Raw genomic sequence first — 22,248 nt, forward strand, 5'->3', positions numbered from 1 at the left:
CCTGCTCTGCCCCTCTGCCCTATTTGGTTTTCCCCGCCGGCAAGAAGCTGACGATCTTCTCGCCAAGCTTGATCAGCGCGGCCAGCCTCGGCCGCGGCACGTTGAGCATCTGCGCGTACCAGCGGTCGACCAGTTCGGTGAAAGCCAGCATTTCCTTCAGCCGCTTGGCCGCGACTGGGCTGATGGTCGGATCGTCAGCGGCGTCGGAAACGCAGGCACGCAGCGCATCGATGGCCGGATCGATCTCGCGCTCCTTGCGGCGTGCGGCGATCCGCGCCGCCACTTCCCAGATGTCGGTTTCCGCCTCGAAATGATCGCGCCGGTCGCCGAGGATCGGCACCCGCCGGATCAAATTCCAGGCCAGCAGTTCTTTGATGGAATTGGACACGTTGGACCGCGCCATGCCGAGCGTCTCGGCGATATCCTCCGCGGTCATCGGCGCCTCGGCGAGATACAGCAGACCGTGGATCTGGCTGACCGAGCGGTTGACGCCCCACTCGTCCCCCATATCACCCCAGTGCAGGATGAACCGCTCGACCACGGCAGGAAGTTTCTTTTTGTCGGTCTTTTCTGTCATGACAGAAATATCTGACGTTACTGTGCGGCTGTCAAGGCCCCTTGCGGTTTGGAGGACCCTGATCCGCGCATCGAGCTTTCCAAGAGGGTCTTGGTTCCCGAAATGGAACTTGGGTTCGTAGTTCCGTGTTTTCCCGGTCAGCTCGTTAACCGCCCAGTACCGGTCGCGTCTTAGACTCCGCTCGCACGCTGCCAGCAACGAGGTCTGGCGCGGCATCAAGGCACGGAATGCCCCATCGAAATCCCCCAGACCCCGGTGGGCCGCTGCGGCGGGTGACATCGACGTCCCTGGTCATCGCCTTTGCGCTGGTCATGACCGCCTGCATCCTCGGCGTCATGGCCTGGAAGGTGCTCGACGCCAAGAAGGCGGCGCTGGCGAGCGGCCGCTCCGAGATCCAGAACCTCGCGCATTCGCTTTCCGAGCATGCCTCGCACACCATCCAGGCGGTCGATATCGCGATGGGCGGGATGGTCGACTTGCTGAAATACAGGGATCCCGATCCAGACCGGTTCAACAGATACCTCGCTGAAACGGCGAAAACGCTGCCCCAATTGCGGAGCATCGGCGTCACAGATGCCAAGGGCAACTGGACTTATTCGTCATTGGCGGAGACACCGCGCCATACCGTCTCGGATCGCAGCTATTTCGCCTACCATCGTGACAAACCGGACAACACGCTTCGGATCAGCGAACTGATGCAATCCCGTGTGGACGAGCAACCCTCCATGATCGTTCTTTCGAAACGCATTACCAAGCTCGACGGCAGCTTTGGCGGGGTCGTCGCAGCAGCGATCGAAAAGGATTACCTCAATAGCTTTTACCGGACATTCCAGCTCGGCCCCGACGGCGGCATCAGCCTGATACGGAATGATGGTGCGCTCCTGATGCGCTGGCCGCAGTCGGACAAGAGCACGGATCTCTCCAAGACCGACCTGTTCAGGAAGCATCTCAAGCAAAGTTCTGTCGGATACTACAAGATCATCTCGCCGTTCGACGGCATCGTGAAGCACCTTGGCTATGAGGAGACACCGCACTACCCGATGGTGGTCACCGTGGCCATATCGGAAGACTGGCTGCTTTCCGAATGGTGGAAGGGATTGCGGACCGACGCCATCGTCGCCGGCGTTCTGCTCTGCATGATCCTGATGCTGGCGGCGTTGGTTGCCCTTCAATTCCGCTTCCGCAGCAAGACGGAGCGCGCGCTGCGCGAGCGCGAGGCGCATTATCGCCTGCTGGCCAACAACATCGCCGATATCATCATCCTCATCGATGCCAACAGCCTGCTCCGCTATGTTTCCCGATCGGCCGAGCCGGTGCTGGGATTGCGTCCAAAAGATCTGGTCGGCAAGTCATGCTTCGACCTGGTCCATCCCGACGACAGGGACAGCGTCAAAGCGGCGACCATCCGGCTCGACGGCGCCGATAGCGTCAGTACGGTCGTGTTTCGGCACTATCGGGGCGACGGGACGCTGGCGTGGGTGGAAAGCAAGTTCAAGATGGCCTCCGCAACCAGCGACCCGGCGCGGACGGAATTCCTCTGCGTCATCCGCGATGTGACTGAACGGAAGCGGATGGAGGATGAGCTGACCCAGCTCAACCGCCGCCTCACCCAGCTCGCCGCGACCGACGGGCTGACCGGGCTCACCAACCGCCGCACCTTCGATGGCTTCCTGCGGCGCGAATACGGAGCCTGCGAAGAGATTTCGGTGCTGCTGTTGGATATCGACAATTTCAAGGGCTACAACGACACCTACGGGCACCAGGCCGGCGACCGTTGCCTGCAGGCGGTTGCAAAAGCCATCGGCAATGCGACCGACAACACGTCAGGCCTGTCCGCGCGCTATGGCGGCGAGGAATTCGCCGTCGTATTGCCGAACAGCTCGGGAGACGATGCCTTGAAGGTTGCCGAATCCATCCGGCTGACGGTTCGGGCGCTCGGCATTCCGAACACGGCCTCGAGCCGAGGCTACATCACCATCAGCGCAGGCGTTGCCGCAAAAACCCGTTCGACAATCGACGAGGCCGCGCTGGTGGGAGAAGCCGACACCGCCCTCTACGAAGCAAAGCGCCTCGGCCGCAATCGCAGCATCGTGTATTCCTCAGTCGACCTGCAATATGTCGGTAGCGCCTCTATCCAATACGATGGCGAATTCGAGCCGGGCGAACGGACGCATTAGCCAGGGCGCGCAGGTGCTATCTCGCTGTGCAAAAAGCAGCTCGCCGAATATCCGCTTTGCTGGACGCAAAAAGCCAAAACCGGACCTACTCCACGATTTTCCAATAGGAGTCCTTGCGGATCACCTTCCCGTTGCGAAACGTGTAGAAGTCACAACCTCGGACCTCCTTTCTCGTGCCCTCGCGGGTGGTGCCTGTGAGGGTCCATTTTGAGATGCCGGTCTCGGCAGTCGGATCCACAAAATGCTCATCGTTGCCGTAGTGGACGTCAGGCAGGCCTTCGAAGCGTGTTGCCAGCGCTTCCCGTACGTTCCGTTTGCCTTCGAAACGAGTCCCCCAAGGCTCGCTTCCCCGCGGCATCTCCAGCACGCAATCGTCAGAAAAGAACGCCATGATGCGATCAAGATCGTGCGCGTTGAAGGCATCACATAAACCCGTCAGCGTCGATCGAATGTCCATCGCCCGTCTCCGCCCAGTCGGATGGTTGATATTTGCTCTGTGCGTTCGATCTCCGAATAGGCCATTGGCGACTGGGTCGGTCAAGGTCGGAGGCCCCCCGAGAACGGGCCCTGGTTCAAACAGCCACCGACGTTATATCGTCGGGAGCACCGAGAACCGCTCCCCTGCCCGCCGCAGCTTCAGCATCTCGGGATTGCCGGCGTCGTCGTGTACCGCCTCGACCCGGGCCGATGACGGCCCTCGCCGGCAAGCCGAGATCATCGCGGTCACCGGCTCCGCGGGACCTGCGAACAACGCCTCGACACGGCCGTCCCTGCGGTTGCGCACCCAGCCTTCGAGATCGCGCGCCCGTGCCGTGTCGTCGACCCAAGCGCGATAGCCGACGCCCTGCACCCGGCCGCTTATCGTGACATGACGAATTGCATCGCTCATTTGTTCTTCAACCCGAGAAATGCGCCGGCGCGCGACTTTACTTCGGCATCGCGCATGGCCCGGCTGGTCAACTCGGCAGACGCAAGGCCGTTCAAATTTTTCGGCGAGGTTCCCTCACGCAACGCCTTCAGCGTCTGGTAGACGGCCTGCGTCGCGGCGGCGAATGGCGCGTGGCCCTGCAGCGCGATCCGCACGCGCTGACCGGCGAGATAATCCAGCGCCGTCATGTCCTCAGGCGCACCACCGAGCACGATCGGCAATCTCGTCGCGGCGGAAATCGCTTCCAGCTCGCCCCGGCTCTTGATGCCGGTGAAGAACAGCGCATCGACGCCGGTAGCTTCATACGCTTTCGCCCGCGCGATCGCGTCGTCAAGGCCGGTGACAGACACGGCGCCGGTGCGGCCCATGATGACCAGCGAGGAATCGCTGCGGCCATCGAGCGCAGCCTTCATCTTGCCGACGCCTTCCTCCAGCGGAATCAATTGCGTTCCGGCCTGCCCGAACGCCTGCGGCAAGAGCGTATCCTCGATCGTGAGGCCAGCGGCGCCGGCAGCCTCGAGTTCATGCACGGTACGGCGAACATTGAGCGCATTGCCGTAGCCGTGGTCGGCGTCGACCAATACCGGCAGTGTCGAAGCACGCGACATCCGGCGCATCTGCTCCGCGAGCTCGGTCAACGTGATCAGGGCGATGTCGGGATCGCCGAGAACGGCCAGCGAGGCCACCGACCCGCCGAACATGCCGAGCTCGAAGCCGAGGTCTTCCGCAATGCGGATCGAGGTCGCATCATAGACCGATCCCGGGCGGATGCAGGTGAAGCTGCCGAGGATGGAACGCAGAGCTTCGCGGCGTTTGCGGAAAGACATCAGGAGGCTCCTCATTCGTCATTGCGAGGAGCGCAGCGACGAAGCAATCCATACTTCCTTTGCCGCACGATGGATTGCTTCGCTGCGCTCGTAATGACGGGGGTTGCGTCTACGCAAACTCCAAAATCAACGCGTCCACCGCCAGTGTGGCGCCGGCCGCGGCATGGATCTTCTTCACGGTGCCGTCGCGTTCGGCGCGCAACACGTTCTGCATCTTCATCGCCTCGACCACGGCCAATGTCTCGCCGGACTTGACCTCCTGCCCTTCGGCGACCGCAATCGACACCACGAGCCCGGGCATCGGGCACAGCAGCTTCTTGCCGGCGTCGGCGGCTGAGTTCACCGGCATCAGCCGCGCGGCGGCAGCTTCGCTTTCAGTGAAAACGTTGACTGCAACTTCAAAGCCCTGATGCGCGAGGCGGAAGCCGTTCGGGATCGCGCGCACCTGCATCGCGACCAAGTGGCCGTCGATGGTGCCGTGCCAGACCGGCTCGCCCGGCGTCCAGGCCGAGATCAGGTTGTGCGGATTGCCGGGCAGACCGTCGGCGCCGATGAAACGCACCGCGATGCCGTCGGCCTCCCGCGCCACATCGAGCGCGATTTCGTCGCGGTCGAGCCACACCGCGCGGCGGCGTTCACGCTGCACCAGGCGGCCGGTCAACTGACCGGAAATCTGGCGCTTGCGCTCGCCGAGCACGTGATCGATCGCGGCACCCACGGCGGCCAGCCGCCGCGCGATCTCGCCTTCCGGCGGACGCGCCGAAAACCCTTTTGGAAATTCCTCCGATATGAAGCCGGTGGAAAGCTTGCCTTCGCGCCAGCGCGGATGGTTCATCAGCGCCGACAGGAACGGAATGTTGTGACGGATGCCGTCGACGTAGAACGCGTCGAGCGCCGTGGCCTGTGCCTCGATCGCGGCGGCTCGTGACGGCGCGTGCGTCACGAGCTTGGCAATCATCGGATCGTAATGGATCGAGATCTCGCCGCCCTCCTGCACACCGGTGTCGTTGCGGATGGTAACGCCGTCCTGGCTCGCTTCCGCCGGCGGCCGGTATTTCACCAGCCGGCCGATCGACGGCAGGAAGTTGCGGAAGGGATCCTCGGCATAGACGCGCGATTCCACGGCCCAGCCGGTCAGCGTGACGTCCTTCTGAGCGATGGAAAGCTTCTCGCCGGCCGCGACCCTGATCATCTGCTCGACCAGGTCGATGCCCGTGACCAGTTCGGTGACGGGATGCTCGACCTGCAGACGGGTGTTCATCTCCAGGAAGTAAAAGCTCTTATCCTGGCCGGCGACGAACTCGACGGTGCCGGCCGAATCGTAATTCACCGCCTTCGCCAGTGCCACCGCCTGCTCACCCATCCTGCGGCGGGTGGTTTCGTCGAGCAGCGGCGACGGCGCTTCCTCGATGACCTTCTGGTTACGGCGCTGGATCGAGCATTCGCGCTCGCCAAGATGGATCACATTGCCATGCTTGTCGCCGAGCACCTGTATTTCGATGTGGCGGGGATCGACGATGAACTTTTCGATGAAGACGCGGTCGTCGCCGAACGAGGATTTCGCTTCCGCCTTGGCGAGATTGAAGCCCTCGACGACTTCCTTCTTCGAGTACGCGATCCGCATGCCCTTGCCGCCGCCGCCGGCGGAGGCCTTGATCATCACGGGGTAGCCGATCTCGTCGGCGATCTTCACCGCGTGCTTTTCGTCCTCGATCACACCGAGATGTCCCGGCACGGTCGAGACTTTTGCCTTCGCGGCGGCCTTCTTGGATTCGATCTTGTCGCCCATCGCGGCAATGGCGCCGGGATTGGGGCCGATGAAGACGATACCCGCCTTGGCGAGCTCGCGCGGAAACGCCTCGCGCTCGGAAAGAAAGCCATAACCGGGATGCACGGCCTCTGCGCCGGTCTTGCGGCAGGCGTCGATGATCCGTTCGATCAACAGATAGCTCTCGGCCGCCGCCGGCGGGCCGATCAGCACGGCCTTATCCGCCATTTCGACGTGGAGCGCATCGCGGTCCGCTTCGGAATACACCGCGACCGTCTCGATCCCCATTCGGCGCGCAGTCTTGATGACCCGGCAGGCGATCTCGCCGCGATTTGCGATCAGAATTCTCTTGAACATGTTCTTCTTGCTTGAGCTTTGGGCGGGATCCTCCCCCGCAACGAGACATGCGGGACGCGGGTAACACACCCGTCGTACAGCAAAAATCGATGGAGGCAACGGTCTCGTACCGGCTTCGCGGCGCCGCCCGGCGCTAATTCAGCCGGAATAGGAGTTGAAGCGGCCCCGCGCATAGGCATGGGATACCGCTTTCATCAGCTCGCCGACCTCGGATTCCAGATAGTCGTTGGCCACGATCAACGCGCGGATCGTCGCCCTCATATCCCCACCACAGGCAGAAATCGCCTGATCTACAGCGGCTTCCAGCTCGTCGTTCTCTTCGGACTTCGGCTGTGAAGAGGACGACATGGCAATATTCCGTGTTGAGCGAGGGCCCCATGTTCTTATTTTGTTCTTGTGAAGTCAATGGTGCTCTCATCCCCTTTAGTAGGAGCTTCGATATCGAGAGGACGATCAAATGGATTTATCAGCGATCATCAGAAGAGCGATTGAAATTGGCGACCAATACGGGTTCATCACGTTTGACCAAATTGACGAGCTCGTGCCGTCATCTGCCGACAGGCTTGAGCCCGAAATCATCGAAGCTCTCTTCGAGGCCTTGAGCGTCCGAGGAATAAACGTCAGAGAGGCGTAAGGCCGCCGCGCTTGGTTCCTTGACGCCAGCATGTGCTAGAACGCATCGGTGCGAAATCTATTTAAAGTGAAACAGATGCGGTCACGAATTTTTCTGGTTGCGGCGTTGCTGTCGATCGCCCTTCCGGCCAGCCAGAGTTTGGCCGCAACGGCCACCATTCGAGATGGCAGCTCGCTTCAGCTCGGCAACATTACCTACCGGCTCGACGGCATCGATGCGCCCACCGTTGATCAACTCTGCATCGATCAGAATGCCGATAGCTGGACCTGCGGGATTGAGGCGCGCGATCAACTGACCAAGTTGATCGGCGGCAAACAGGTTCGCTGCGACGATCTGGGTCCCGACCCTACTTACAAGAAACGGCGCATCGGCGTGTGCAAGATCGAGGGCGACACGACCAGTTTGAGCCAACTCCTTGTCCGCAACGGCTTTGCACTGAATGTCGAAGTCTCCGCCAGCGGTCGCTTCCAGGTGGACGAGGCCCGCGCCAAGGACGACCGCCAGGGACTCTGGAAAGGCTGCTTCGTCGCGCCGCGCGAGTTCCGCGCCGGGAAGAAAGACGCTCCCCTGCTCGGCGCCGCGTGCCGCGTCGATCGCGACCGCGAAATCCGCGAGGCGCTGTTCCCCGAGGATCTCGTGATGCCGGCGAATTGCAACATCAAGGGGAAGTACGCGGTGCGCGCGCGCGTCACCGGGAACCTTGGCATCTACCACCTGCAGGCATGCCGCTCCTATCCGGGACTGACCAAGCCGGATCGCTGGTTCTGTTCCGAGGAAGATGCGCAGGCCGCCGGGTTCCGCAGGGCCTATAACTGCCGGTCAACCACCAAGAGCAAATGAGGCTGGCTAACGCGCCGGCTCTTGTGTGAAAGTGCCGCCAGAGGTTGCCGGCACGCATGACACCTTCCGACACCACGAACCTCCTGCCTGAAGCTGCCGCCGCCGAGCGCTTGCGGCAATATCTGCAGGAAATCGCAAGCGAGCGCGACAGAGCCCATCGTGCTTTGCAGGAGCGCGAAGCGGAGCTGGCGCGTATCCAGCGCATCGCCGGCGTCGGTGGTCTCGAAATCGATTTCCGTGACGGCGTCAAGAACCGCCGCTCCCCCGAATATCTTATCGTTCACGGGCTGCCGCCCGAGGCGGCCAACGAGACCTATGAGGAATGGGTCAGTCGAATCCATCCCGAGGATCGCGAGCGAACGGTCCAGCACCTGTTCGGCGTATTGAAAAGCCAGAGCGAGGATTACTCGGCCGAATACCGCATCGTGCGGCCGAACGACGGCGCGGTCCGCTGGATCCGCGTCGTCGCCAAGATCGAGCGCGAGGCCGACGGCCGCGCGCTGCGCCTCGTCGGCGCCGATTGCGACGTCACCGATCAGATGCTGGCGCAGGCAACCTTGCGCGAAAGCGAGGAGCGCTTCCGCCTGATCGCCAACAGCGCGCCGGTCCCGATCTGGGTCACCAAGCTCGACCGCACGCGTTCCTTCGCCAACCAGGCCTATGTCGATTTCCTTGGACTGCCGTTCGAGGAAGCCATCGTGTTCGACTGGCGCAAAAGGCTGCATCCGGACGACGCGGCGCGCGTCGTCCAGGAATCCGTCGCAGGCGAAGCATCGCTCAAGCCGTTCGTGCTGGAGGCCCGCTATCAGCGCGCCGACGGCGAATGGCGGTGGCTGCGCTCGGAATCCCAGCCGCGCTGGGATCCGACCGGCAAGCACATCGGCTTCATCGGCGTTGCCCACGACGTCACCTCGGCCAAGCAGGCCGAGCACGATCTGCGCCGGCTGAACGAAATTCTCGAGATGCGGATCACCGAGCGGACGGCGCAGCTCGAATCCAGCGAAGCCCAGATGCGGGCAATCTTCGAGACCAGCCATCAATATCAGGCGTTGCTCAACCAGCACGGCGAGGTGCTCTATGCCAACAGGACGGCGTTGGCCGGCATCCACGCCGACGCCGGCGCGGTGGTCGGCCAGCCGTTCTGGGAAACGCCATGGTTTGCCACGACCCCCGGCATGCGCGACGCCATCCGCGACGCCTTCATCACGGTCATGCAGGGCGAAGAGGTCAAGATTGAAATGCTGCTGCACCTGCCGATCGGCGACCGCTATTTCGATTTCGCGATGCGCCCGCTGCACGACCGGCGCGGCACCGTCATCGGGGCAGTGCCGGAGGCCATCGACGTCACCGAGCGCCGCCAGGGCGAGGAAGCGCTTCGCCAGTCGCAGAAGATGGAAGCGGTCGGACAGTTGACCGGCGGCGTGGCGCACGATTTCAACAACCTGTTGACCATCATCCGCTCCGCAACCGATTTCCTGCGCCGCCGCGAGTTGCCGGAAGAGCGGCGCCGGCGCTACATCGACGCGATCGCCGAGACCGTGGAGCGCGCCTCCAAACTGACCGGACAATTGCTGGCGTTCGCCCGCAGGCAGCCGCTCAAGCCGCAGGTGTTCAACGTCGGCACCCAGGTCGAATCAGTCGCGCAATTGATCCGTCCCCTCGTCGGTGCCCGGATCAGGATCGACGTCGAAATCGCCGATCTCAATTGCTTCGCAATCGCCGACGTCGCGCAATTCGAAACCGCGCTGATGAATCTCGCCGTCAACAGCCGCGATGCCATGGACAGCGAGGGCCGGCTGACCATTCAGGTCCGCAAGGTGGATGCGATTCCGCCGCTGCGTGCCCAGCCCGCCCGCGGCGGCGACTTCGTCGCCATCACCGTGACCGACACCGGCTGCGGCATTGCCCCTGCCCTGCTCGAGACGATCTTCGAGCCGTTCTTCACCACCAAGGAAGTCGGCAAGGGCACCGGCCTCGGGCTGAGCCAAGCGTTCGGTTTTGCCAAGCAATCCGACGGCGATATCGCAGTTGCAAGTGAGCCCGGCCAGGGCGCGACGTTCACGATCTACCTGCCGCAGGCCGCGGTGCCGGCCGATACGAGCGAAGCCGCCGCGACCGCCAGCGAGCCTGCTGCCCGCGGCCGCGGCTACCGCGTCCTCGTCGTCGAGGACAATGACGACGTCGGCCAGTTCTCCACCGAACTGTTGGAAGATCTCGGCTACACCGTGCGCCGCGTCGCCAGCGCGGACGCCGCGCTCGCAATCCTGGCCGAGGACGAGTTTTCCGCCGACCTGGTGTTTTCCGACGTCATCATGCCCGGGATGAACGGCGTCGAGCTCGCCGGCATCGTGCGCGAACGCTATCCCGGCCTGCCCGTGGTCCTGACCAGCGGCTACAGCAACGTGCTGGCGGAGAGCGCCCACCGCGGCTTCGAGCTGATCCAGAAACCCTATTCGGTGGAACTGCTGTCGCGAATTCTCAGGAAGGCGATTTCCGAGGCGCGCCGCTAGGGAAGCTCACGCCGCGGCGTCGACGCCGGCCTCCCCCGATGCCAGGAGCGCGCGGATTTCCTGCGCAGGGCGCGCGGCGCTGAACAGATAGCCCTGCATCTGCGTGCATCCGAGACTCTGCACGGTCTCGCGCTGCTGCAACGTCTCGACGCCTTCGGCAGTCGTGATCATATTGCGGTCGGCGGCGATGCTGACCACCGCGCGGATGATCGAGGCCGACGAGGAATTGCGCGTCACTTCCTTGACGAAGGAGCGGTCGATCTTGATCTTGTCGAACGGGAAGCGCTGCAGATATTGCAGCGATGAATAGCCGGTGCCGAAATCGTCGAGCGCGATGTGAATGCCGAGCGCGCGGAGATGGTTCAGCGCCGCGAGCGCGGCGTCATCGTCCGCCATCAGGACGGCTTCCGTGATCTCCAGCTCCAGCCGGCGCGGATCGAGTCCGGTCTCGGCAAGGACAGCGGCGACTTTCACCGACAGCGTTTCCGACCGGAACTGGATCGGCGAAACGTTGACGGCGATTCGGACATGGGCTGGCCAGGCGGCGGCTTCGGCACAGGCGGTGCGCAACACCCACTGCCCGATCTCCTCGATCAGGCCGGTCTCCTCGGCGACCGGCACGAAATCGGCGGGCGAGATCATGCCGCGCACCGGATGCCGCCAGCGCAATAGCGCCTCGCAGCCGGTGACGCAATCGCCGCGCAGATCGACCTGCGGCTGATAGTGCAGTTCGAACCCGCCCTGCACCAGCGCCTCGCGCAAGTCTGCCTCCAGTTCGCGGCGATGATTGGCCTGCTGCTCCATCTCCGGATCGAAGAAGCGATAGGTCCTGCGGCCGGCGGCCTTCGCCGCATACATCGCGAGATCGGCGTTCTTCAGGAGATCGAAAAGGTCCGAGCCGTCGCGCGGGGCAATCGCGATGCCGATGCTCGCATCGCTGGAAAGCTGATGGCCATGGCAGTCGAACGGGGTACGCAGCGCCTGATAGATCCGCGCGACCAGCGCGTGAACGTCCTCGGCGCTCTCGATGCCGTGCTGAAGGATAGCGAATTCATCCCCGCCCAGGCGGGCGATGAAATCCTCAGCGCCGACCGACTGGCGCAACCGCTCCGCCACGCCCTTCAGGAACTCGTCCCCGATCAGATGTCCCAGCGTGTCGTTGATGCGTTTGAACTCGTCGATGTCGATATAGAGGATCGCGAATTCCTGGCCCTCGGTTTCCAGCAGCAGTCCCTCCGCATGGCGCTGGAACAGGGTGCGGTTCGGCAGATTGGTCAGCGCGTCGTAATGGGCGAGATGTTCGATCCTGGCCTGGTCGCGCCGCCCTTCGGTGACGTCTTCCAGCGTCGCGGCCCAGCCGCCGTCCGCCGAGCGCTTGAAGATCAGCCGGATCGTCCGCCCATCCGGCGTCGAGGTCACGGTGTCCTGAACGAGACTGCCGTTGGGATCGAGGAAGCGGTCGCAATAGGCGTCGACGTCGCCGAGAAAGGAGCCGCGTTCCTGACGGTGCCGGATCAGGTCGCGCAGATGACAGCCGGGTTTGACGACTTCCGCCGAGAGCCCGAACATATCGATATAGCGCCGGTTGCAGATCACGAGACGGCCCGAGGAATCGAACAGCAACAGCCCTTGCGTCATGTTGTTGATGGCGGTGTCGAGATGCTGGCTCTTCTCCGAAAGCTTGCGCTGCGCGGCGGCATGCTGGCGGCGGAGCTGACGCACGATCAGGAAGACCATGCCGATCACGACGATGACCGCCAGCGCCGCCGCGAAAAATTGCAGCCTGGTCTGCGCCCGCCAGTCGGCCAACGCAGCCTCCGTTCGGGTGGTCGCCACGATCAGGATCGGGAAGTGCATGAGCGACTTGACCGCGCCGACCTTGTCTTCCGCCAGCCTCGCGCTGGTGAAGCGCCCGGATATGTTGCCATCCACGGCCAGCGCACGTTGAAAGGCTTCGCTCCCGGCGACATTGAAGCCGATCACGCTGTCGTCCTTCGGATAGCGGGCAATGATGGTGCCGTTGCGGTGAATCATCGAGATCGCGGTATCGCTGTTGAGTTCCAGCGATCCGACGAAGGCCTCGAAATGCGACGGTTCGACGCCGCGGCTGGCAAATCCGATGATCTCGCCGTTGCGGCCGACAATCTTGCGCGCAAATAGCGTGGTCCAGTTCCTCGTCACCTTGCTGACGACCGGCTCGACGATCACATCGGTGGTCGGTTTTCCCGACGTGAACTCCTTGAAGTACTGACGGTCCGCGATGCTGAGATCGGGGACCGGCCACATCTCGGAGGAATTGATCAGCCATCCCTTGACGTTCCACAGGTTCAGCGCGCCGACATGGGGCAGCGCCGAAAGCTTGCCGCGCAGCATCTCGTGCGCGCTCAAGGTCGACATCCTCTGTTCGAATTCTTCCGACGTATCGACCCCGTCGGCCCGCATGCCGGATACGACGTCCTCATGCACATGCTGGAGATCGTTCAGTTGCTGGTCGAAATGCCGTGACAGCAAGAGCGCGCTGTTGTTGAGTTCGCGCTCGGCGACTTCCAGCGCCCGCTCGCGGTATTGCATGGCGAAATAGCCGGTTCCGAGCATGATCGCGATCACGATCCCCGCGGCACTCAGGATCAGCCACTGGATCGCGCCCAGCCTGATCCGCCACGGCATGCCGCGACCGAACAGCGGCTGGCTCTCCGCGATGACGTCGTCCGATGGATTATTCAGCATTTTCGCTGCCCCCACAGGCGCTCGTTGTAGGGACCACAAGCCAAGGGGGCGTTAGCAAAATGAGTTATCGGGAGGTTAAAGCGGCCGCGGAATCAGGCGGATTCCGCCATCTCGTCTTCCTTGAGACTGCACTCGATCAGCGCCCCGTCGATCGTGAATTTCGAAAACAGCGAGCCCGGCGTCGACGCCAGCAGCGCCGCAAAGAACTGCGAGTCTCCGGGACTGCGCAGGAAAAACCGGATGTGGCTCGCCGACATCGTATCCCTCGACAGCCATACGATGCCCGAGAACAGCGCCACCATCGTCTGGGCGTACTGACCGGCATCGGCGATGCCGAGTTCGTAAACCGGCGACACCACGATAAAGCGCGCGCGGAGGATGGGATCCGGAAATTTGCTCATCATCAGGCGGCTGACCTGGCAGGCCGCATGGATGCGCTCGCCATCGGACAGGCAGTACAGGCTGGGGTGATCGCCTTCCTTGGTCAACCCGTCATAGGCCGCATAGCTTCCCGTCGAAAAGGTCGAAAAGTCCTCGCCGACGCTTTCGGCGTCCTTCTTCCACTGGCCCTTGATCGACCGCCAGGACCTGTCCGGCTCTTTCATCGGCAGAAGGCGCATGACTAACCGGAGGTTAATGCAGAAGTTGATGCCGGCATTTTACGGGCAGCGGCTAAACGTTTGCTTACGCTGGCGCCCCGCGCGCAAATAATTTGTGCGACCCGCGAAACGACTACCTCGGCGATCGTTTTGCTGCCGTGTTTCCCTACGGTATCGAACTCCGGCGGGAGCCATGAGGCTCTGGTCCGGAAGTCGAAACAGATTGCCAAGGTGCTCACCTGGACGCCGACGACCCCGTCTGCAGCCTACACCCTTCGAGACGCCCGCTCTGCGGGGCCTCAGGATGACGGTTTGAGCAGCTATGACGCGGTAGAACGAGTGGCCCTATGCCGCGGCCTCGTAATTGACCTCGGTCTCCGCGATCTTGGTCAGGGTTTCGTCTGTCTTTTTCTCTTCGGCGAGCGTCTGATCGATCAGCTTCACGGCTTGCGGATTGTTGAGCTTTTGTGCCCAGGCTTTCAGGGTGCCGTAACGAGAAATCTCGTAATGCTCGACCGATTGGGCGGCGGCCAACAGACCGGCATCGAGCGCGGGCGTGTCGGCATACTGCTCCATGATGTCTTTGCCTTCGTCGATGATGCCCTCGATCGCTTCGCACTTCTTGCCGCGCGCCGGCTTGCCGAGAAGCTCGAATATCTCTTCCAGCCTTTCGACATGCGCCTCGGTCTCTTCGTGGTGCTTTTCGAAGGCGGCCCGCAGATTGTCCGAGGTGGCAGCCTTCGCCATTTTCGGCAGCGCCCTCAGGATCTGCTTCTCGGCGTAGTATATGTCCTTCAGCGTATCCAGGAACAATTCATTTAGGTCCTTGTCAGGCATGGCTTCCTCCATTGATGGGTGCGCCAACAACATGAGACCGAATGAAATGGTTCCTAAAGCGCTCGTCGGATGCGCTACCCGTCCCCCGCCGCAAGATCGATGAGGGCAATTCCGAGGTCGGGCCTCTTCTTGCGTCGAAGCGCTGCCGGCGCTTCGGTCAAGATCACTTCGAGCGTCGGCCTGACGGTTGCTGCCAGCAGATGGCCGCCGCGCGTCGAGCCATCGGCAAGGCCGAGCACGACGTGAACGTGCAGGCTGGGCTTGCCGTCGTCGCCGGCGGCAACATCGCCGATCGCGCTGAGGACTTCGCACTGTTCGTCGACCGCGATCTTCCGGTAGTTCTTTGCGGCGACGTCGAACCAGCCGACCGTCGCCCGTTCGAAGGCGCCGATCGCGGTCAGCGAGGCCGCGAAGACCCCGGATTCGGCTGCGAACCGGGTGAGCGCGGCAAACGCCTCCTCGCCGGTGTCCAGAATGACGACGTGAACCTGCGCCTTGTCGTCGGCGCCGATACGCTTGCTCTTCATGGCGACCTCGCAAATGGCGGTCAGGCTGCGCTGCCGGCTTTTTTCAGCCGATCACGCGGCACTTCGAGTTCCGACTGTTCAAAGCCGTGCGTTACCAGAATTGCGATTTTCTTTCCGTCGAGATCCATCGGGTGCTCCCTGGGAGTGAGCCGTCCCGGTCAATCGGCACTACAGGGCATCGTTCCCGTCGATCCGAATCCGGCGCCTCTGGCCCGAGAAGCGAGCCGGCGCGGGAACTCGCTATTCCCCGAAAAGTTCGCTCGACTGGCGCTGATCCAATCAAGCCAGACGCCGAAGCTTTGACCGGAAGCGCGTCGCGATCGCCTGACTAGATTCTAGATTGACCGACGAACCAGCTCGTACACGGATTGTAATTTCAACTCTTCGGAGCTGCGTGATCAGGCTCGCTATTGCGGTTGTGCCCCAGCAATCGATCGTAATTGTTACGAACTGTCTCATAGCACTCGCAGGCGCTTTCCCGTAGCGCTTCGACGTTTGTGATCTCGATCTTGCCTCGCCGGTATCGGATCATTCCTGCAGCTTGCAGCGTATGCGCCACCGGGGAAACGGTGGTTCGCCGGACACCCAGCATCTCCGCGAGAAACTCCTGCGTGAAAGGGAGCGTATCGTTTCCTGAGAGGTCGCGCGCACGCAGCAGCCAACGGCACAGCCGCGCCGTCGAATCGTGGAGGATGTTGCAGGCGGCGGACTGCTGCGCCTGGCCATAAACCGTCTGCTCGTGACTGATAATCATCGAAAGCATGCCCGGGCGGTCGAGCGCCACGCGCTTGAATGCGTCGGGCTCACACACTACTCCATGTCCGCCGATTTGAACGATCGCGCGATTCAGGGCCAGCTTGCCGTCCAAAGCCGCCGAAGCGCCGACGACACCATCGCGGCCAACCATGGCGGCTTCAACGGTTTCTCCGCCCTCAAGCAGCACCACGAGCGAAATCACCGCATCGAATGGAAAGTAGACCCCGCTAATCTTCTCCCCGGCTTCATGCAGGATCTTGGTGTGCTCCAGCACGACAGGCCTGAGGTGGGGCCGCAATGCCTCGACATCCGGCGGGGCGAAACACGACAGCAGCAGATTACTCGAAAACGACTGCATGAGAACTCCCGGATTGGCGGGAGCACTTGCGTCTCTCAGTCACGCGGCCGCCGGAGGGTTACCGCTGATTTTAAACGCTATCCTTTTCTCGGGAACGGCGTCTGTCCGGCACCCGACATTGCAAGTCGCTCCATGCTGAACCGCAAGGGCCAATCCGATCGTTGCACGCTGGAGAAGGGCCCGACGCAGTCGGCGCGCGGGGGATCATTGAGGATTGTCGTCTCCGGGATCGCCCAGCTCATGACCGCGAGCATTGATGGATTCAGTGCGCGAAAAATGCCCGGCTACCCCGACTGTGAAACCATGGTGCGTTTTGCTGATTGAGCGCCTTGGCAAAACTGGAACTGAAACCTCACATCCGTTTGAAGCGAACCGATCACGATATCGGAACGGTCATAGGCGCCCCCGGTTGGCCCACTGTTGGTACAACGGAGGCAACTCATGAACTTGAAGCTCCTCGCCGCAGCGGCGGTTCTTTCAAGTGCGGTCGCAGCGCCGGCACTGGCGCAGGATGCTCACGGACGGTCGGATGCCATCCGTAAACCGCAGACTCAGGACCGGATCTATCATCGTCACGGCGGATTCTGGCCAGGTGAAATAGCCGCCGGCGTGGTTGGCGGCGCGATCGGCACGGCCGGCGCGATTGCGACGGCGCCGTTCCGAAACGACGTCTACGCCTACAATTATGGCTACGGGCCGCGCTACTACAATAGCGGCTTCGTCTGTCAGCCCGGAACGACATTCATCGGTGCGGACGGCCGGCGCCATATCTGTCAGTAGCTGACAACGGGCATTGGAGAAGAGTCGGTCCAACACCGCCTCTTCTCTTGTTTAGCGATTGCCTGAAGGCTTCTTCCCAGGCGGATCGCCGCCGCGGTCGACCCGGCTCACGCGCTGGGCCCGCTCCTTGTCTTTGGGTTGCTCCTGTCCCCGTTGATCACGGACGATGCCCTGATCATCGCTGCCATCGGATGATCCAGGATCAGCCGGTTCGGGCGCTGTCGCCTGCCGATGTTGCTCCTTACCTTCCCGGACCAGCAGGTCGTCGCCGAGCATTTGCCCGATGATCTGTTTGGTCTGAGCCTCGACCTTCTCATGAAACTTGCTCATGGCGGGCCTCCTTCCATCGAAGAACGATGTCAGGCTGCAATGTTTCCATGTGTTTCCAGGCAGGATTTTGCCCGCCCCGGCCAATGCTCTCCGGCACTGAGGCCGGTTCCGCACAAATGTAAAATCGTGTCGCAGAGCAAAACTAAACGGGACCCCGCCGCATGTTTATCTGGCTACCCGATGAGCCAATGACCCTTGTGGATATCGAACTTCACCAGACCTTCGTCGCGCATCTTCAGAAGCAGCGATTGGCAGGCTTCCTCATTGGGGAGATTGGCACGCCGCATGAGTTGGTAGGCCTTGAGCGGCTTCTCGCGAAGCGCATTCAGGATGTTCTCGCGATCTTTCAGCATGACTGGTCCTGTAGTAATCCAAAATTGACGTTGATCATGAACTGCTCAGGCAGCCATGACGAGTTTGATCTGGCCGTCTTCAAGATTTCCAGCCGCGAGCGCATCGCGCGCCATCTTTTCGATAACAGGCCAATTTGCGAGAAGAAATTTTTGCGCCAGCGCCTTCGTCGGCAACTCGGTTTGCAGAATGCAGCGCTGCCGCGCAGTTCCGTTCGCGATCTGAAAAGACACCGCTTGCGGCCCCTCGATGATCTCTTGTTCGGTGGGCTTGGCAGCTATCCGCATCCGTTATTCCTTTTTGAGCGTCCGATTAGGTCAGGCTATCGGGATCGATAGTAGCCACCGCGCCTAGTGTGTTTCTTGGCTATTGCGAATGAGCGGCTAGCTAGGACTGATCGTCCTCCGCCTCCGGGGCGCGTTTCGGCTTGTGATCCGCGATTGGCTGCGTATTGCGCACTGCCTCGGTCAGCATCAGGCGCAACTCATCCTTTGTCATCGGTGGTTGCCGCGTGGTTGACGATTTCCATTGTGCCATTGAGTTCATATGGGGTGCCCGAGCGAGAATTAAACCCTCGTGACTCGCTGAATCCGCGGACAATGCGGCCAGGACCGGGCGACCCAGTATTCCAGTGATTGAACCGATAGGCCGCGGCGTACTGGATCCCCCGCATGCGCAGAGGATGACACCAGAGGACCGACGCAGGATTTCAAAACAAAAACGGCGGGTACTACCCCGCCGCCTTGAAACCGATGATCGCCAAATGAACCTACAGCAGCCCCATATCCAGCATGCCCGGCAGTTGCGCGAGCGGCAGCGCGGCGGCGCCGACCAGGGTCGCGACCAGCGCGGCAAGCCGACGATTGCTATGGCGCTTGCCACGCATCTGGCTGGCGATCCATTCCAGCACCTTGGTGTCGATGTTGGCGGCCTTCACCGGCGCCCAGCTCTCGATCGGCGTATCCGGCGACAGCGCCACCGTGCGCGGCGGCACCGGCAGGCCGGACTCGGAAGCGGCATGGTGGGCGACCGCCTTGGCCAGCAAATCGTCGAAACGTCCGTCGTCGGTGCGTTCCGCAGCCGCATCGCTGATTTCGAACAACGCTTCGATTTCGGCGCGGCTCACCGGCTCATGCTCAACGGCGCTCACGGTGAGGATGCGTGCGCACCAGGCGGCGTCATCGGCATCGAGCGCGCGGGAGAAATGGATACGGCCCTTGGTCGTCGGGCCCTCGCCGGTGATCACACCGTCGCGCACGATGGTGAGCGCATCAGCGGCGGTCTTGCGGCAGGATGGTTGGAGCGATATTTCAGCAGTCGGGGCAGACATAGTTGCACTTCTCAATTTCAATTCCAGTTAGCATTTCCATACGGGCCATGAACGAGCGGTTAACGATTCGAAACCCGCATTTCGAGATTTTTACATGGTTGCCAATTGGTCGCTGTGAGGTCGGTCACGGTTCAGATCAATGCATTCCCGGGTGCAAAGCGGCCGGCGTGATGCGGGCCATAAAAGGCAATATCGGGGCAGCGACGGCAAGAAAGTGGAACGGTTGTGAAAACAAAAGGATGGCTCCCAAATCTGGCTTCCGCCATCGAATGCAGGCCCGCCGGTTCTTTTCGTCGCAGAGGCGCGGACCAAGAGAAGATGCTAGGAGTTCCGGGCTCGCGGAGAAGGATCTCACCTTTTTCGCTAACCGGTTCACTTAACCGCTTCAGACTCCTATAATGTTAAAGGCAAATTTCCCTGTAACTTGAACAACATGAGGTAAAACCATGGCACTTCCGATAGGCGCTGTCGCCCCCGATTTCGAAGCCGAAACCACTGAGGGAAAAATTAAATTCCACGACTGGATCGGAAATAGCTGGGCGATGCTGTTCTCGCACCCCAAGGATTTCACCCCGGTCTGCACCACCGAGCTCGGCTTGCTCGCCAAGCTGAAACCGGAATTCGACAAGCGCGGCGTCAAGCTGATTGGCCTGAGCGTCGATCCTGTCGAGCGCCATTCCAAATGGTCGGAGGACATCAAGGAGACGCAGGGTGCTGCGCCGAACTATCCGATGATCGGCGATACCGACTACAACGTCTCCAAGCTTTACGAGATGCTGCCGGCTTCGACCTCGGGCGATCCCCTCACCCGCACGCCTGCGGACAACCAGACCGTCCGCAACGCGATCGTGATCGGCCCCGACAAGAAGATCAAGCTGACGATCGTCTATCCGATGACCACCGGCCGCAACTTCCAGGAGATCCTGCGCGCGATCGACTCGCTGCAGCTGACCGCAAAGCATCGCGTCGCCACGCCGGCCGACTGGAAACAGGGCGAAGACGTCATCATCGCGGGCTCGGTGTCTGACGACGAGGCGAAGACGATCTATCCGGCCGGCTGGAAGGCGCCGAAGCCCTATATCCGGATCGTGCCGCAGCCGAAGTGACCCGCAGCGGTCATCCCGGAATGGTTCGAAGGACCATATCCGGGATCTCGAGATTCTCTGGTGCGCAATTGCGCACCAGAGTCTGGTGCTAACGCACCATCCCGGAATGACAAACTAAGTTTTCGGCACCGGCTTCCGGTTTCGCGGGCGGCGTGATGCACCGCCGTGACTGCCTCGTCAGGCGGCGCGGACGCGGTCGAGGAATTTTTCGACCTCGGCCTTCAGGTGCAGGCTTTCGCTCGACAGATTCTGCGCAGAGGCAAACATCCGGCTCGAGGTCTCGCCGGTCTCGTCGGCGCCCTGTGCGGCGTTGCGGATGTTGGCGGCAACATCGGCCGTGCCGCTCGCCGCCGCGCGCACGCTCTGCGCGATGTTCTGGGTCGCGCCACGCTGCTGCTCGACCGCCGCCGAGATCGAGGTGGCGATATCGCTGATGCGCTCGATGGTCTGACCGATCGCCTTGATCGCGCTGACCGACTCTTCGGTCGCAAGCTGCATGCTGCCGATCTGGCTGGAAATCTCTTCCGTCGCCTTCGCGGTCTGGCCGGCGAGGCTCTTGACCTCCTGCGCCACCACGGCAAAGCCGCGGCCGGCATCGCCTGCCCGCGCTGCCTCGATGGTCGCGTTGAGCGCCAAGAGGTTGGTCTGCTCGGCGATCGAGGTGATCAGCTTCACCACGTCGCCGATCCGGGCGCCGGCTTCCGACAATTCGTTGATGCGCTGGTCGGTGGCGGCGGCCTGCTTGACGGCGTCGGCCGCGATGCCGTTCGATTCCTGGACGCGGCGGGTGATTTCGGCGATCGAGCTGGAGAGCTCGTCGGAGGCGGCCGCCGCGGTGCGGACATGCTCGGAGGCGGTCTCAGAAGCGCCGGCCGACTTACCGGACAGGCTTGCGGTAGTCCGCGCGGTGTCGGTGAGCTGCCGCGCGACACGCTCGAACTCGCCGGAGGAGTTCAGCACCTTATCGAGGATGCCGCCGATGCTGGTCTTGAACTCGTCGACGAAGCCGCGCAATTCCGACTTGCGCTGCTCGGCAGCGGCCGCGGCAGCCGCGGTCTGCTCGTCGCGCAAGCGTCGCCGTTCGACCGAATTGTTCTTGAACACCGCAAGCGTACGCGCAATCTCGCCGATCTCATCCGTCCGGTCGTCGCAGTCGATTTCGACGTCGGCGTTGCCGTTGGCGATGGCGGTAAGCGAGGCCGTGACCGACGTCAGCGGCTTGGTCACCTGGCGCACGATCAGCATCGTCAGCATCATCACCAGAAGGGCGGCAATGCCGGCTGCGATCGCCATGTTCTGAATGGCATGCGACAGCATGCTCTCGTAGTGAGCCATGGGAATGCCGACATACAGCAGCCCGATCACCTTGCCGGCCGGATTCAGGATCGGGTAGTAGGCCGTCATGAATGTCTTTCCGAACAGCGTCGCCGGGCCCCGATAGGCCTCTCCGCGCCGCACCACCGCCTGTCCGGGGTGATCGGCCGCGAGCTGGGTGCCGACGGCGCGGTCGCCGTTCTCCTTCTTCACATTGGTGGTGCGGCGGACGTACTGGTTGCTGGCGTCGTCATAGACGAAAAGCGTCGCGTTGCCGCCGGCATAGCCCACCGCGCGATCGACGATCGCGTGGTCCTTGAACTCGGGCATCTTCGGAATTTCGGCCCGGGCGACCGCCCCATCCTTGAGTGTGATCTTGGCGTCGCTGTAGGTCTCGGCAAATGCCAGACCCAGCGTGCGCAGGTTGACCTCGATGTCCCGCAGCGCCCGGTCGCCGAATTCGGAGGTCAGCGACCAATGGGCCGCCCCGACCACCAGCGCGGTATTCACCGCGATCAGGAGGATCGCACAGATGACAGCCTTGGTACCGAGGCGCAGCTTGAGCGCCGGCAGGAACTTTCCAGTGGATTGCGTGGTCATGACGAGAAATTCCCC

Annotated in this window: 22 protein-coding genes and 1 pseudogene; 8 read left to right on the forward strand and 15 right to left on the reverse strand. The window is 62.2% G+C overall.

All coding sequences use genetic code 11. From position 1 onward, the window contains the following. Positions 1-19 precede the first annotated feature (19 nt). Positions 20-577, reverse strand: coding sequence for a GbsR/MarR family transcriptional regulator (locus V1290_RS04575; protein WP_334368934.1), 558 nt, complete (start codon positions 575-577; stop codon positions 20-22). Between the two features lie 272 nt (positions 578-849). Here V1290_RS04575 and V1290_RS04580 point away from each other — a divergent pair, with 272 nt between their 5' ends. Next, positions 850-2,754 carry a diguanylate cyclase gene (locus V1290_RS04580; protein WP_334363242.1) on the forward strand — a complete coding sequence of 635 codons (1,905 nt, stop codon included), beginning with the start codon at positions 850-852 and terminating at the stop codon, positions 2,752-2,754. An 85-nt stretch (positions 2,755-2,839) separates the two neighbouring features. Here the strand turns inward: V1290_RS04580 and V1290_RS04585 are convergent, their stop codons facing one another. The 5 genes from V1290_RS04585 to V1290_RS04605 form a co-directional block, all read right to left on the reverse strand. Next, on the reverse strand, positions 2,840-3,211 hold the full coding sequence (locus tag V1290_RS04585; protein WP_334363243.1) for a nuclear transport factor 2 family protein: 372 nt from the start codon (positions 3,209-3,211) through the stop codon (positions 2,840-2,842). A 132-nt stretch (positions 3,212-3,343) separates the two neighbouring features. After that, a complete protein-coding gene (locus V1290_RS04590; RefSeq protein ID WP_334363244.1) occupies positions 3,344-3,643 on the reverse strand; it encodes an acylphosphatase in 300 nt (99 codons plus the stop codon). Then, complete coding sequence (locus tag V1290_RS04595) at positions 3,640-4,509, reverse strand: isocitrate lyase/PEP mutase family protein (RefSeq protein ID WP_334363245.1); 870 nt, start codon at positions 4,507-4,509, stop codon at positions 3,640-3,642. Before V1290_RS04595 ends, V1290_RS04590 begins: the two co-directional genes overlap by 4 nt. 109 nt (positions 4,510-4,618) lie before the next feature. Beyond that, a complete protein-coding gene (locus V1290_RS04600) occupies positions 4,619-6,634 on the reverse strand; it encodes an acetyl/propionyl/methylcrotonyl-CoA carboxylase subunit alpha (RefSeq protein WP_334363246.1) in 2,016 nt (671 codons plus the stop codon). Between the two features lie 138 nt (positions 6,635-6,772). Next, complete coding sequence (locus V1290_RS04605; RefSeq protein ID WP_334363247.1) at positions 6,773-6,982, reverse strand: hypothetical protein; 210 nt, start codon at positions 6,980-6,982, stop codon at positions 6,773-6,775. 109 nt (positions 6,983-7,091) lie between these two features. Here V1290_RS04605 and V1290_RS04610 point away from each other — a divergent pair, with 109 nt between their 5' ends. From V1290_RS04610 to V1290_RS04620, 3 genes are all read left to right on the forward strand, one after another. After that, positions 7,092-7,268: an RNA polymerase sigma factor region1.1 domain-containing protein gene (locus V1290_RS04610; protein WP_334363249.1), complete on the forward strand. Its 177-nt coding sequence runs from the start codon at positions 7,092-7,094 to the stop codon at positions 7,266-7,268. Positions 7,269-7,343: 75 nt separating this feature from the next. Further along, positions 7,344-8,108, forward strand: coding sequence for a thermonuclease family protein (locus V1290_RS04615; protein WP_334363251.1), 765 nt, complete (start codon positions 7,344-7,346; stop codon positions 8,106-8,108). Positions 8,109-8,164: 56 nt separating this feature from the next. Then, on the forward strand, positions 8,165-10,618 hold the full coding sequence (locus V1290_RS04620; protein WP_442894966.1) for a PAS domain S-box protein: 2,454 nt from the start codon (positions 8,165-8,167) through the stop codon (positions 10,616-10,618). Positions 10,619-10,624: 6 nt separating this feature from the next. Here V1290_RS04620 and V1290_RS04625 read toward each other — a convergent pair whose 3' ends face one another. From V1290_RS04625 to V1290_RS04650, 6 genes and pseudogenes are all read right to left on the reverse strand, one after another. After that, positions 10,625-13,285 carry a bifunctional diguanylate cyclase/phosphodiesterase gene (locus tag V1290_RS04625; protein ID WP_442895046.1) on the reverse strand — a complete coding sequence of 887 codons (2,661 nt, stop codon included), beginning with the start codon at positions 13,283-13,285 and terminating at the stop codon, positions 10,625-10,627. 152 nt (positions 13,286-13,437) lie between these two features. Beyond that, positions 13,438-13,965, reverse strand: coding sequence for a hypothetical protein (locus V1290_RS04630; protein ID WP_334363254.1), 528 nt, complete (start codon positions 13,963-13,965; stop codon positions 13,438-13,440). Between the two features lie 324 nt (positions 13,966-14,289). Next, positions 14,290-14,781 carry a YciE/YciF ferroxidase family protein gene (locus tag V1290_RS04635; RefSeq protein WP_334363256.1) on the reverse strand — a complete coding sequence of 164 codons (492 nt, stop codon included), beginning with the start codon at positions 14,779-14,781 and terminating at the stop codon, positions 14,290-14,292. Between the two features lie 74 nt (positions 14,782-14,855). Further along, positions 14,856-15,308 carry a PPC domain-containing DNA-binding protein gene (locus V1290_RS04640; protein WP_334363257.1) on the reverse strand — a complete coding sequence of 151 codons (453 nt, stop codon included), beginning with the start codon at positions 15,306-15,308 and terminating at the stop codon, positions 14,856-14,858. A gap of 29 nt (positions 15,309-15,337) precedes the next feature. Further along, positions 15,338-15,436, reverse strand: a pseudogene (locus V1290_RS04645) (protease); the annotation flags it as partial. Between the two features lie 248 nt (positions 15,437-15,684). After that, a complete protein-coding gene (locus tag V1290_RS04650) occupies positions 15,685-16,422 on the reverse strand; it encodes a Crp/Fnr family transcriptional regulator (protein WP_334363258.1) in 738 nt (245 codons plus the stop codon). Between the two features lie 132 nt (positions 16,423-16,554). On the opposite strand from V1290_RS04650, the gene V1290_RS04655 reads away from it, so the two are divergent. Further along, positions 16,555-16,746 carry a hypothetical protein gene (locus V1290_RS04655; protein ID WP_334363259.1) on the forward strand — a complete coding sequence of 64 codons (192 nt, stop codon included), beginning with the start codon at positions 16,555-16,557 and terminating at the stop codon, positions 16,744-16,746. Positions 16,747-16,863: 117 nt separating this feature from the next. Further along, complete coding sequence (locus tag V1290_RS04660; protein WP_334363260.1) at positions 16,864-17,202, forward strand: hypothetical protein; 339 nt, start codon at positions 16,864-16,866, stop codon at positions 17,200-17,202. Between the two features lie 51 nt (positions 17,203-17,253). Here V1290_RS04660 and V1290_RS04665 read toward each other — a convergent pair whose 3' ends face one another. Then, positions 17,254-17,532, reverse strand: coding sequence for a hypothetical protein (locus tag V1290_RS04665; protein ID WP_334363261.1), 279 nt, complete (start codon positions 17,530-17,532; stop codon positions 17,254-17,256). 161 nt (positions 17,533-17,693) lie between these two features. Between V1290_RS04665 and V1290_RS04670 the strand changes: the two genes are divergently transcribed. Continuing rightward, complete coding sequence (locus V1290_RS04670; protein ID WP_334363262.1) at positions 17,694-18,221, forward strand: hypothetical protein; 528 nt, start codon at positions 17,694-17,696, stop codon at positions 18,219-18,221. A gap of 431 nt (positions 18,222-18,652) precedes the next feature. Here the strand turns inward: V1290_RS04670 and V1290_RS04675 are convergent, their stop codons facing one another. After that, positions 18,653-19,213, reverse strand: coding sequence for a hypothetical protein (locus V1290_RS04675; protein WP_334363263.1), 561 nt, complete (start codon positions 19,211-19,213; stop codon positions 18,653-18,655). A 446-nt stretch (positions 19,214-19,659) separates the two neighbouring features. On the opposite strand from V1290_RS04675, the gene V1290_RS04680 reads away from it, so the two are divergent. Beyond that, the gene (locus V1290_RS04680) at positions 19,660-20,319 is read left to right on the forward strand and encodes a peroxiredoxin (RefSeq protein WP_334363265.1); all 660 of its coding nucleotides are present in this window, start codon (positions 19,660-19,662) and stop codon (positions 20,317-20,319) included. Between the two features lie 177 nt (positions 20,320-20,496). Here the strand turns inward: V1290_RS04680 and V1290_RS04685 are convergent, their stop codons facing one another. Further along, entirely contained in the window at positions 20,497-22,233 is a 1,737-nt protein-coding gene (locus V1290_RS04685) for a methyl-accepting chemotaxis protein (protein WP_334363266.1), read from the reverse strand. Between the last annotated feature and the right edge of the window lie 15 nt (positions 22,234-22,248).

Origin of the sequence: Bradyrhizobium sp. AZCC 1578 (assembly GCF_036924675.1) — a bacterium.
Lineage (GTDB): Bacteria > Pseudomonadota > Alphaproteobacteria > Rhizobiales > Xanthobacteraceae > Bradyrhizobium.